Source organism: Nesterenkonia alkaliphila, assembly GCF_009758175.1.
Lineage (GTDB): Bacteria > Actinomycetota > Actinomycetes > Actinomycetales > Micrococcaceae > Nesterenkonia > Nesterenkonia alkaliphila.
Genome location: NZ_WRPM01000025.1, coordinates 1 through 11,923, shown reverse-complemented (window position 1 = coordinate 11,923; position 11,923 = coordinate 1). Strand labels below are relative to the sequence as shown.

At 60.9% G+C, this 11,923-nt stretch carries 10 protein-coding genes and 1 pseudogene; 4 read left to right on the top strand and 7 right to left on the bottom strand.

The genetic code is table 11. The annotated features are described in order from the left end of the window. Positions 1–79 precede the first annotated feature (79 nt). Complete coding sequence (locus GNZ21_RS03700) at positions 80–1,693, bottom strand: acyl-CoA dehydrogenase family protein (protein ID WP_157321460.1); 1,614 nt, start codon at positions 1,691–1,693, stop codon at positions 80–82. A gap of 31 nt (positions 1,694–1,724) precedes the next feature. After that, positions 1,725–2,363: an alpha/beta fold hydrolase gene (locus GNZ21_RS03695; RefSeq protein WP_157321458.1), complete on the bottom strand. Its 639-nt coding sequence runs from the start codon at positions 2,361–2,363 to the stop codon at positions 1,725–1,727. A 249-nt stretch (positions 2,364–2,612) separates the two neighbouring features. Here GNZ21_RS03695 and GNZ21_RS03690 point away from each other — a divergent pair, with 249 nt between their 5' ends. The 4 genes from GNZ21_RS03690 to GNZ21_RS03675 all read left to right on the top strand — a co-directional run bounded on the left by GNZ21_RS03690 (position 2,613) and on the right by GNZ21_RS03675 (position 4,148). Continuing rightward, positions 2,613–2,936, top strand: coding sequence for a helix-turn-helix domain-containing protein (locus tag GNZ21_RS03690; protein WP_157321456.1), 324 nt, complete (start codon positions 2,613–2,615; stop codon positions 2,934–2,936). Positions 2,937–2,984: 48 nt separating this feature from the next. Continuing rightward, entirely contained in the window at positions 2,985–3,227 is a 243-nt protein-coding gene (locus tag GNZ21_RS03685) for a helix-turn-helix domain-containing protein (protein ID WP_157321455.1), read from the top strand. A gap of 160 nt (positions 3,228–3,387) precedes the next feature. Further along, positions 3,388–3,774, top strand: coding sequence for a sulfate permease (locus tag GNZ21_RS03680; protein WP_157321453.1), 387 nt, complete (start codon positions 3,388–3,390; stop codon positions 3,772–3,774). Beyond that, positions 3,774–4,148, top strand: coding sequence for a recombinase family protein (locus GNZ21_RS03675; RefSeq protein ID WP_157321451.1), 375 nt, complete (start codon positions 3,774–3,776; stop codon positions 4,146–4,148). The genes GNZ21_RS03680 and GNZ21_RS03675 overlap by 1 nt, the downstream gene beginning before the upstream one ends. On the opposite strand, the gene GNZ21_RS03670 is transcribed toward GNZ21_RS03675, so the two are convergent. The 5 genes and pseudogenes from GNZ21_RS03670 to GNZ21_RS03650 all read right to left on the bottom strand — a co-directional run bounded on the left by GNZ21_RS03670 (position 4,123) and on the right by GNZ21_RS03650 (position 11,845). Beyond that, positions 4,123–5,226 (bottom strand): DNA cytosine methyltransferase, encoded by a 1,104-nt coding sequence (locus GNZ21_RS03670; protein WP_157321450.1) that lies wholly within the window; start codon positions 5,224–5,226, stop codon positions 4,123–4,125. The two genes, GNZ21_RS03675 and GNZ21_RS03670, sit on opposite strands and share 26 nt — an antisense overlap. Then, the gene (locus GNZ21_RS03665) at positions 5,223–5,978 is read right to left on the bottom strand and encodes an MAE_28990/MAE_18760 family HEPN-like nuclease (RefSeq protein WP_157321448.1); all 756 of its coding nucleotides are present in this window, start codon (positions 5,976–5,978) and stop codon (positions 5,223–5,225) included. Before GNZ21_RS03665 ends, GNZ21_RS03670 begins: the two co-directional genes overlap by 4 nt. Continuing rightward, on the bottom strand, positions 5,965–7,047 hold the full coding sequence (locus GNZ21_RS03660; protein WP_188503456.1) for a DUF262 domain-containing protein: 1,083 nt from the start codon (positions 7,045–7,047) through the stop codon (positions 5,965–5,967). The genes GNZ21_RS03665 and GNZ21_RS03660 overlap by 14 nt, the downstream gene beginning before the upstream one ends. Positions 7,048–7,178: 131 nt before the next feature. After that, positions 7,179–10,744: pseudogene (gene mobF / locus GNZ21_RS03655) on the bottom strand (MobF family relaxase). 399 nt (positions 10,745–11,143) lie between these two features. Continuing rightward, positions 11,144–11,845 carry a dihydrofolate reductase family protein gene (locus GNZ21_RS03650; protein WP_198345961.1) on the bottom strand — a complete coding sequence of 234 codons (702 nt, stop codon included), beginning with the start codon at positions 11,843–11,845 and terminating at the stop codon, positions 11,144–11,146. Positions 11,846–11,923: the final 78 nt, after the last annotated feature.

The window sequence follows — 11,923 nt, the reverse complement described above, 5'->3', positions numbered from 1 at the left end:
TGGCCGCCGCAGCTCCGGCTCCCGCCAGTACGCCCGCTGATCAATCGGCTTACTGCGTGAACTCCTCAGCCGGGTCCTGTCAGGGCAGACGGGCTCGGCTGAGGATGGCGTCAGTATCCACACTGGCAGGCAGAGTGCCGAAGGCATGCCCCCAATCACCGCCCAGGCGGGAGGCGCAGAAGGCATCTGCCACTGCTGGCGGGGAATGCCGCACCAGCAGTGAGCCCTGCAGGACCAGGGCCATCTGCTCCACGGTCCTCCTGACCTGGTACTGCGGGTCTACCACGGCGGGCAGGTCCTGCTGAAGGCGCTTCAGCGCCGCATCGAGGTGCCGATTCTGCCCCGCAGCTCTGCCGACCTCTTGGAAGAAAGCCTCTACGGTTTCGGGTTCTTTGGTCATTGCGCGCAGCGTGTCCAGGGCTGCCACATTGCCTGAACCCTCCCAGATGGACAGCAGCGGGGCCTCTCGGTAGATCCGCGGCATACCGGATTCCTCCACATAGCCGTTGCCGCCTAGGCACTCCAGGGCTTCCCCGGCGTGCACCGGCCCGCGTTTGCAGACCCAGTATTTGGCCGCGGCCAGGGCCAATCTGCGGAATGCTCCCTGATCCTCCTCCCCCCGGGCTCCTGCCAGCCGCAGCGCCAGCGTGGTGGCAGCCTCAGATGCCAGCACCAGGTCTGCCAGCACATTGGCCATGGCCGGCTGGTCGATCAGCTGAGCTCCGAATGCCTCACGGTAGGTGCAGTGGTGCACGGCCTGCACCGTTGCCTGACGCATCAGCGCGGTGGTGGCCAGTACGCAGTCCAGCCGGGTGTTGTTGACCATCTCCACGATGGTGGGCACACCACGGCCCTCCTCCCCCACTCTCCAGCCCAGGGCGGCGTCGTACTCAATCTCCGCTGAGGCGTTGGACCGGTTGCCCAGCTTGTCCTTGAGCCGCTGCAGGCGGATCGGATTGCGGCTGCCATCGGGCAGGATTCGGGGCAGCAGGAAACAGGTGAGGCCCCCTGGTGCCTGAGCCAGGGTGAGGAAGATATCGCTCATCGGCGCGGAGGTGAACCATTTGTGCCCGGTGATCAGATAGCTGCCATCCGCTATGGGTTCTGCGGTGGTGGTGTTGGCCCGCACATCAGAGCCGCCCTGCTTCTCGGTCATGGACATTCCGGCGATCACTCCGCGTTTGGTGCTGGGCTCGCGCAGCCCGAAGTCGTAGTGCGGTGCGGCAAACAGCGGCTCAAAGGTCGCTGAGAGTTCAGGTGCATGTCGAAGCGGCGAGACTGCGGCATAGGTCATGGAGATCGGGCACATGTGGCCGGCCTCCACCTGGCTCCAGACCAAGAACTTAGCGGCCCTGGCTGCGTGTGCTGCTGGGCGTTGATCGGTCCAGGGTGCTGCGTGCAGCCCCTGGCTGACAGCGACATTCATCAGCTCGTGCCAGGCCGGGTGAAACTCCACCTCATCGATCCGGTGCCCGTAGCGGTCGTGGGTCTTCAGCACCGGAGGATTCTCATTGGCCTGCCGAGCCCAGTCCTGGGCCTGCTGGCTGCCGGCCAGCTGCCCCAACTCGCGCAGCTCAGCCTCGGCCCATCCGGCACCCTCGCGGTGAAGGCCCTCGAGCAGGGCGGGGTCATCGGCCAGGTTATAGTTCACAAGCGGCGGGACTTGGTTCAGCACCTCATGAGTATCAGGCATGCTCCGAGTCTGTGATCCGGCCCACAGCGTGTCAAGGCGATGGGCAGTCTGCCTGCCGGGCCAGGTGCTGGGCGAACTGCGCCGGGGCGCTCTTATTGCTCTCTTGCCCGGCCCGCCTGAGTTCGGCCACCTGGCTGCGGGCAACGCGCTGGAGGATGTCACCAGCAGGCTTGTAGTGCACCCGGTCGAGCGTGCCGACCAGCACCAGCACCGGGGCGGTGATCTCCGTCAGCCGGTCGCGCAGATCCAGCCGCGCGTAGGTATCGGTGATGCTGCGGACCTTGCGGGGGTCCAGACGGCGGCGGCTGCGCAGCTCCATGAACCGGTGAACCACCGGGTGCCCCAGCCGCATGAACGGACCGAGCCACTTCCGTGGTTTCACCTGTCCTCCGGCCAGGACATAGCGGTAGCTGCTCCCGGGGTGCATGATGGCGTGCTGGGCGGCGACCACGGCGCCGGAGGAGAGCCCGCAGATCACGGCCTCGGGGTGGGAGATCCGTTCCTCGAGCTCCACGGCTGCCCGCTCGAGGCTGAAGTTGTCGTCGGCGAACCCCAGGGAGGGCATGTCAACTCTGGTGACCTCGGTGGCGGCGGGCAGGTGGTGCACCACCTGATCCCAGGCGTCGGTGCTCTGCGCCAGCCCCTGGATCAGGTAGATCGGCCGGGTCACTGTTCCCCTCCTGGCAGCAAAAGGATGTCTCTCAGTTTGATTATCCTGCACCGGCCCTTCAAGATGCTGCTCGCCGTGGAAACGGAGAATCCCGGTACTAGAAAAGTACCGGGATTCTCATGATCTGTGGAGGTAGCAGGAGAGTTGTCGAAACTTCCCCGTACCTCCAACTCTTCGTTTGCGTTTGTTCTACGGGAACATCGTAGCATTCGGGCGAGGCCGCATCGCCGCAGGTCAGAGGCCTACCTGGTGGCTCCGCAGAGCCGTTATGTACATCCTTCTGAAGCGGACCAAGCTGAACAGCAGTACCGGGCCGGAGCGACGTTGAAGCAGGTTGCCGACCGGATGGGTATCCCCCGGCAGCGGCTGGCGGTCCTTCTGCGTGAGCGCGGTGTTCCTCTGCGACGCCGCCAACCCACCGCTAATGAGGTGGCTGAGATGAAGCGCCGCTACCTGGATGGGGAGTCTCTGCGAAGCATCGGCACGCGGCTGAGCTTCAGCGATGGGACGGTGCGACGGCGGCTACTAGATCAAGATGTGCCGATGCGTGACCCACATGGCAACCCCCGTTGAACCACAGGTGGCCGGTGAGGGCGGATCAGTTGAGGCAAAATGGTGGTCATGGTGAAGTACTCCGATGACTTCAAGCAGGAAGTGATCGCGGCTACCCGGAAGCGTCATGAGCCTAGGGCGCAGATCGCCCGGCAATACGGCATTGCCGCCTCGACCTTGCAGAACTGGCTTGATCGGTTCTACGCCGCGAACCCTCACGAGGTTCAGGCCGATCATGAAGCACTATTGAAAGAGCGGGACCGGCTGTTGGCCGAGCAGGCGGAACTGAGGAAGCAGTTCAACTGGTCATAGCCCCGAACTCTTCCCTGGGTCAGTCTGCAGCGTTATCCTTGGCTATGAGGCGGCCTCTACTTCCGTGACCATCGCCGGATGCGATGGAGACTGAACGGCCAGAGCCGGACAGTCACCTTTCTTTCTCTTGTCGCCATAGACAAAGGGAAGGACTGTGCTCATGTTCCGCCTGATCTGGATCGCCAGCATCCACATTCGTTCGTACCTGCGCCGGTATATGCCGACGAACATCATCCTTGACGGTGTACGTACCCGCAGGGGCCTGAAATGGGGTCTGCCTGTGATGCTGCTGGCACTCCCCTATCTCTATGGCGCAAGCATCTGTGTCGAGCTGATTGAGGACGGTGCACCCGGCTGGCTTCATCTGATTGTTCTGCTGTGCATCTGGAACGCGATGAAGATGGCCTGGATCGGACCGATCAGCCTGATCCTGCTGGCCCGGGTTCGTGCTCAGGAGATGGTAGCTCGCCAGCATGCCAAGATCGCTGAGGCCGATTCCCACCAGGAAGCCACCGACAGTGGCCCTGTATTGGCAGGTGCCCGGTGATGCGCGCGTTCATCTACACCAACAGCACCTCCGCCGCCGAGCAGCAGAACCATTGGGATGCGTGCACGGGGCTGTGCCATCAACATGGATACACAGTGATCGGTTCCGTCCACGATGCCGGAACCCCCGAACATGGAATGCGCACTTTGAGACAACGCATCCGCAGTAATGACATGGACATTGTGGTGATCCCGGACCCCATCACCTTGGGCCACCGGGTCTCGACGGTGAGCAGCGTGGTGGCTGAACTCAATGAAGCCGGCATCAGGCTTGTCACCGCCAGCCAACCCCACATCACGCATCACGAGTTGATGCTGGTGTCCCATTTCTCCGCCGCCGAAGCGGCCCTCACCCCACTGATGCCACAGCGTTGACAGAGACTTCTGAATCGATTCTGCGAGAGTAATTCGACTTCACATGCGCTGTGAGCGCGTTACCTATCGCTTCCCCAAGCCGGACCGGTACAGCGTTGCCGATAAGCCTCCCGAGTGAGTTGAATCTAACAGGAGAATCCGGTGGAACGAACTGATATTTAGGCGGGAAAGTCTGGAGAATGGCAGCTTCCCGAAGCGAGATCGCCCGATCTTGTTCAGGGTGCCCAAACCGGCCGTTTCCATACCCATAGCATTGGGTAGTCATGGTCGGCCCGACCTCGTCCCACGCCATTCTCCCGTAGACGCTTGGGTAAGTTGCACCAGAGGACTTTCGATGACATTCCGCCTGCAATTCTTCTGGCCAATCTCGCCAAGTCCCTCCAGGCTTAGAATGTTGAATTCGTTCAAGGTTCTTCGGCCCAAGCCGAGAAGCTGTGTGGAGACGATCGTGTGGGTGAGTTTCACCAGCAGCGATCGGGGGGAGCGAGCCTATGGCATCTCTAACTGTTACTGGCGCAACCTTCTGAGAGACCAACTCCAGTCCGTCAACTCCAAATTTCGATGCCAGGAGTACTAATCGTTTCCTTGTCTGCGGCACGCCAAGTGAAGCTGTGTCCATGACGGCCCACCAGGTGTCGTAACCTTCGAGACTCTCCAGGAACGTAGTGAACACAGAATGGTCTACGAGTTGTGGCACATTCTCCATCGTCACTAAATCAGGTTGAACATCCTTCACTAGTTGCCCAAAGGTCTCAACAAGCTGCCAGTCATTTGGTCTCTTCCTGCTGCGGCCAGCACGCGCATATGAGGAAAAAGGCTGACATGGGGCGCAACCTGCTAGAAGACTAACGTCTGAAGTATTGAAGTGCCGGCGGAGTTCGGCCGCCGTAAGATCATTTACGTCCATTTCAACGAACTTCGAGTCGTTGTTGGCCTCATAGGGAAATCGGCATGCAGGATCAATGTCGTACCCTGCATGTACGTTTACCCCCGCATTAGCGAGTCCACGGGTAAGCCCTCCCACCCCGCAAAATAGATCTACAGCGTTGATGACAGGATTAGACGTTTCCACCGTCATACGGTTGCTGCCACCTTCCCCGTTGCCGAGTTTCCAACCTTTATGCCCGACTGGATGAAACCAGCGAAGCTCTTCACTACTTCCTCTAAGTAATCTCCTACTGCTTCTACTGTCTTTTGGAGCTCTGAGACAGTTACGCCATCACTACAGTCAACAAAGGAGAGGGAACCGTGTGCTAGGCCGTTACGTCTGTCCTTTACAAGCTTCAAAGCTCCCATGTCATCCCTAATGTGACGCTTCGCAGCAGTGGAGACGTCCTCGCTGATCGAAAGATTGCAACCGAACCGGTTGGACAACTTTTCGATAGCACTATCGTCCCAATTACCCCCTCCCCCTGGGTCGATGGAGAAGTTCTCAATAGGTAGTTGGCCCACCAAATGCTCACACATTGCCAAGGCAGCCTCTAGCCGCTTCTCGGGTTTCAAGTCAACGATATGGGTTCGAGCAGTAGACCTCACCCACTCTCTTCGTAAAGCAGGTGCCAGTTCATTGGGTTTCATCTGGTCAGCGGCAACTGCCGCAGCCACACCGTCAAGACAACGGGAAACTGTAGCCTCGACCAAGTTGTAGAGCTGGAGATAAAGACTTGAGTTCAAGATGCGCTTTTGCTCGGGCGAAATCTTGGCGTCAGTTCTCTTCAACCGGGGCGCACCGTCAGCGCTCGCGCGATCGACCTCTTCCAGGAGTTCAAGGTAGGTCCTGATCTCTGCGAAACGTTCTTCGAAGAAGCCCTCAAGCTCACTCGGCTGCATCTCGAACCAACCTGCTACGAACAAACTCGATTCGGGCCTTCAGCCGGGACTTAGCGTTAGCACCGTCAGACCTGATTAGTTGGGAAAAGTCCTCTGACTCGAGCCAAGAGGCAACGTTTAGTTCGTTAGGGTCTGCTGACTTCAAAGAAGGGTCATCCTTTAGAGCAGCGTCTACTCCAATCGCTATAGCCTCAAAACGAGTGCGCGGGGTAAACGAACCGCCGGCAGAACGCCGGAAGCCGTAGGGGAAGACCTTGGACACAAAAGTGATGACGTCAAAAAATCTCTGCCTATACTGAGCATTCAGATCAGGGTTCTCAGCGAAGACTTCGTTCATCTTCTTGGAGTAAGAGAACAAGAAATCAGATGGACGGTCACGATAATCCTCCAACCCGTCTCCGTACGCAAAGAGGCGGGTCACGAGTTCTTCGTAGCCACGTTCGTCCTTAGCCTTGTCCGACATGGGGGCCTGGGCAGCGAGTTCGTCTGTTGATGCCAGCTCCGTAACAAGGTTGAGGAAGGGTCCGTCCAACGCACCCCGGCGAATCTCTGCCTTATTGGCGATCTTGCTCCCCGTATTTATGCGATCGAACATGTCAAGTCGCGCAGCTTCGTCAGCATGTTCATTCAAGACGATCCCACGTATGGATCGGTTCTTGATCTTTCTCTGACGAGACGCGGGCAAATCCGTGAACTTCAAACCCGACAGATGCGTGAGAGGGTCAAGCTCACCCAAGGCAAAACGTCCGTGCACGAACTCCTCGATAGTTCTCAGCCGCTGAGACCCGTCAACAATTTCAAGTCGGCCATCAGGCATCTCCCAAAAGAAAATGAATGGGATAGGAAGTCCCATGATTAGAGACTCAATGAAGCGTGACTTCCGGTCCTCTTCCCACGTGAACTCTCGCTGGTAAGAGGGCACCACGTACTCTCCGTCACGCACCTTCTGTGCCAATAATTCAACTGAGTACTCTGTGAGGTAAAAGTCGATCCGTTTTGATTGCTCAACAATTTGCGCCTCGGCAGCAGCGACCTGCTCTTCAGTTGGCTGCGCTTGTGTAGCGGACACCGAGGACCACCCTTCTCAGTTGCGAGGCGATGCGGACAGCATCTTGCTTGCCTATCAGGATAACTGAGGTGCGCTCGGAGACTGGCGCCTCCGCTCCGAGGGTCAGAGGGATTGCCGACTCTTCTACCTTGCTAGAGAGCTCGTCCTGGCGTGTTCCACGATATGGGCTTCTGTTCCTGCCCCTGACTAGCCATATTGAGCCTCCGAGCCTGGTGGAGTGCGGTGCGGGCTCGGGCGTGGTCGATCTTCTGTGCAATGGTCTCTGGTTCGGCACCCAGGGGGTGGGTGCTGGTGATCTGGTATCGGTCGCGGTAGGCCGCCACGGTGCGGGCGACCCGATGCCACTGCCGCTGGCCCCGCTCGTCTGAGGGTGGGTTGCCTAGCTGTTTGACCCACGGTTCGCCGGCCTGGAGGGCGGTGTCCAGGATGGTGGTGGTGCGGGTTTCGATGAGGTCGTGGCGTTCTTCTAGCGCCTGCCGCATCTGCTGGTCCATCGGTCCATCAGCGGCCGGGATCAGTCCGGCGATGAGGCGGGGTGGTTTACGGGTGCGGCCTGATCCTGCTGGGCGTGCGGTGACACGGGCCACCCGGTGATGCAGCACCGCAGCAACATCATCGGCGTCCTCCAAACCCTTGGCTGCCACTAGCCGTGGGAGCAGGGCTTCGGGGTTGTGGTGATTGGCGTCAGCCCGCCGCAGCTCGGCGGTGAGTGGGCCGAAGGCCTCGGAGGCGATGGCTTCTTCTGCTTGTTCGGTGGTGAGGCCGCTGGTGCGGATGAGGGTGGCCCATCGGTCGTGTTGTGCTGCGGCGGCGATGGTCTCGTACTCGGCCGCCAGCTGAGCAATCGATCCCCAGGTCTCTTGCTCGGCGGTGATCGTCTCATGTGCCGATAGCTCGGCACCGGAGTGTTGGAGTACTCCGTAGAGCACCGTCCGGGCGGTGGCATCCGGGTCCGCCCCGGGGTGAGGCTCAGCGTGCTCGTCGGGCTGGTCGAGAACCACATAGGCGCGATTGGCTAATCGGCCCCGGGTCATGGCGACATAGAAGTTTTCCCTGGTCGTGGTGGGCTCCACCAGCACATGGGAGGTATCGATGGTGAGCCCTTGTGCCCGCTGCGCTGTGACGGCGTAACCCAAGTCGAGATGTTCGGCGGCGTAGGAGGCAGGTAGGACGATTGCTCCGCCGAATCGGCGGCCGTGTTTGCGGACGGTGATCGAGCCGTCGTGGCGGATGTCGGTGATCGTCCAGGTGTCTCCGTTGCGGACCCAGTCACGTCCTGTTCGCAGTCGGCGGTCGTTGCGCCGTGTGATCACTGTGTCCCCGACACCGGCCTGAGTACCGTCGTTCAGTGTGATTTCGGGGCCGGGTTTCAGGGTGCCATCGAGGATGAGGTCGGCTCGGGCTCGGGCGTTGAGCATCGCCACCTGCTCCCGGGTCTCAGCCACCAGCACTGAGGACTTGCCTGCGTACCGGTCTGACCGCCAGGCGGTGTAGGCAGCGTCGGCCATCGCCTCGGCTTCGCCTTCGCTGATCCTGTCGTGCTCCAGGTAAGTATCAATCACCTCGGTCTGCCCGTGACGTAGTGCGAGGGATGCGGTTTTCTCCCACGGGTGGGTGAATCGGTGGACGTCGACCAGTTCGGGGGTGTCGTCGCGGTCGTTGACCAGCATGGAGAATGCCCCACCTGCATCCACTGATTGGAGCTGCCCGTAGTCACCGACCAGCAGGACCTTGGCTCCGGTCTCTGCGGCGTGGGCTGTGATCCGGTCCAGGGTCAGTGTTCCGGCCAGGGAGGCCTCGTCGATGATCACCAACTGGCCTGCCTGGAAGGATTCACCGTGGCGGGTGTGGTTGTCCCACCACTTCGCTGTGTTTTCGGTAGCGATCCCCAGGTCCTCGGCCAGCACCTGGGCTGCTACGGCTGAGGGGGCCAGGCCGACTACGGAGCCTGTGCCGTGCTGGGTCTCCCACGCCCGGCGGAGGGCACTCAGGGCGGTGGTCTTACCTGCCCCCGCGGGACCGACCAATACATCCAGCACCCGCCCGGAGACCGCCACCCGCGCCAGGGCGTCTGCCTGGTCTGGACCGAGCCTGCGCCCCTGACGATCCGGGCTACTGGTGATCTTCTCCACCGTGGCCATATCCGCTGTCGGGCTGGTGAGGGTGCGTGCCCGTTCTAGGAGTCGGTCTTCTGCGGCCAACAGGTCTTCGGATGAGAACACGGTCGAGTGTTTCGGTCGGAAGACGCTGGTGCCGTCGTCTCGGCGGAACACCACCGGGGAGACTGCCAGCTCGGGTGGGGTGAGACGCAGGGAGGCGTTCTCGGCGGCGTCGGTGATCATGCCCAGGATGGCGTGGCGGTCTTCGGTGCTGGCAAACCGTAGTCCCATGGTCTGTCGGGAGGCTTCGGCGTAGAGGTTCCAGCGCCGCCAGGTCGAACGCTTCTCACCGACCACCGCCACCACAGATTCGCCCAGCTGGCTGACCGCGTCCAAGGGCACATCGTCAGCCCGCAACAACTCAGGTGTGCGGTTCTGGAGGCCCAGGCGGTGGCGTCCTCCCCCAGCACACTGCTCGCCCGGGTGCGCCATTGATCAGTCAGTTCGGCCAGGGAGTGGACCTGTTTGTCTGGTCGGGTGGTCAGGGTAGCTTGGGCGCGCAGCTTCATGATCGTCGCAGGAGCAGGCCGCCTGCCGTGCTCGGTCACATAGTTGTCGATGAGCCGGTCGGTCTCGGCGTCGATATGCCTGCTTCTGGTCGAGAACTCACCCACGAGGTCTTCGGGGACGGTGGTGATGGCCCAGGAGGGGTTACGGTCCCGGCCCATGTCCCGTGACTCCCACTGGACTCCGAGCATCCGGGTGAGGTGGTCGGCGAAGATCGCCTCATGCATCTCCGAGAGTGCGACCACTGAGGCGTGCAGGGGTCGTCCGTCGAGGGAGCGCCACTTCCCATCCAGTGCCGTCTGGACCTTATTGGAGACCACCACATGGGTATGCAAGTGAGGGTCACCGGCCCGGGAGTCGTAATGGTCATAAGCAGTGGCAATCAGTCCGGCGACATCGACCTGTGCAACCGCCCCGTCCCCTGCGGTTGCGCCCGTGCGGGTGGCTGCAACCTCGGACTCCATGAATGCAACCACCTCTGCAATCGCAGCATGATGAGCCTGTGCGATCAACGCCTGAGTCCCCGCATCAGCAACCGCCCACAACACAGAGGCGGACTTCGGCACCGAGAACGTGACATCGAATCCCGCCACCGCACGCCGACCACCACGAGCGGCTTCCTCGGCCTCAATCGCCGCTACCGCCTCAGCCCTGGCAGCTGGGCCTAAATCCGGGTCAAGCCCGGTGATGCGAGCTTCGATCCGCTCGGTGGTGGTCTTGTACTGCGGATACGCCTTCCCCAACGGCTCACCGGTGACCGGGTCACGGCCCATCCCCACCAGCAGCTGAAGCTGCGCCTCAGAGACCTCATCACCCACACCGATTCGGCCATCCCCCAGGCTGCGGACTCCGGCACCAAGCCACCGGCCCGGTGGGGTACCTTCCTCCGCGTAATACCGGGTCAACGGCGTAGACAACGACCGGTCACCATCCCCAGCCGCCACCGTCCGCAGCAGGTATTTATACCCATCGCCCGCGGACATGACCCGCATCGACACTGTCACACCAATCAGGTGAGCCTTTAGTCCCATCATGGGTCTGCGCACATGAAAATGGCGCGGCACTCACTTCGGCGTAGTACAAAGCTAGAGGCCTGATGAGATGACGATCCCCTTCATCTGTGGAGATCTTCTTGCGGGGAGGAATATCTTGGTACTAGGCCACGCCTTCATCCACACCTTCACGCAGGACAGGTGTGCCCCTGACATGAGTCGGTTCAGGATTTTGTCTGAGTCGCGAGCCGCTCAAGCGTATTAGGCATGTGCGGTGCCTCAGCTGGCTCAGCCTGCGGATTCTGGAGTATTCGCTCTCATCAGTTTCGTGGACAAGGACAGTGCCGTATCCGGCCGTGAGTGGTACAGCGTATACGTGAACTGCACGCAGGAAAGGGTCATGCAAGGTGGGGCGACGGGCCTACCGGGGTCCTGACCTTAGTTGATAGGACCGGTGACTGTGTAGCGCAGCCAGAGGCTGCCGTCATCGAGTTTTTGTATGTCTTGGAGATCGAAGGCGGTCGGTAGTGGTGTGGTGTAGCGGTCGTCGGCTTCGAAGAGGGTTTGTGCGCCTTTGGTTCCATCGGCGGCCGGGGTGAGTACGATGCTGACCTCGTCGCACAACCCGGCACGGATGAAGGACCAGTTGAGTCCGCCACCGCCGCCGAGCATAAGTTCCTCACCGCCGAAATTCGCGCCGATCTTCTCGACTGCCTGTGCGAGGTCCAGGGTGTCGTCGCCGGCGATGAGGTAGGAGATACCCAGCCGGCGGAGGAGGTCTTTGTAGGCGTTGCTCGCTTTGCCGGACAGGACCTCGACAACGTGGGCGTTGGTATCGAAGTAATCAATCGAGTTCTTCTGCCAGCCGAGCTGGCCAGCCGGGTCAATGGAGAAGTAGTTCATGGGGGCGTCCGGGACAGCGATGTAGTCCCCGTCGGGGACCGCCGCGGCTGCTTTGTTCAGATCCGGCGTGCGGTAGTGGGTGAAGTTGTCCTCAGTGGTAATTCGGCCGCTGAGCCATCCCTTGTGGCTGCGGTAGTGGCGCTGGGGTCCATAAGCCAGGGCGTGGAACTCCCGTTGTGAGGCCATGCCAACGCTGGTGGCCAAGTAGTCACCGACAATCTTCCCATCGAGTGACATGTGCATATGGCAGATCTTGGTGCGTCAGAGTTTGATGACCACTTCCCGGATTTAATATCCCGCATCCTTGGCTGGTCT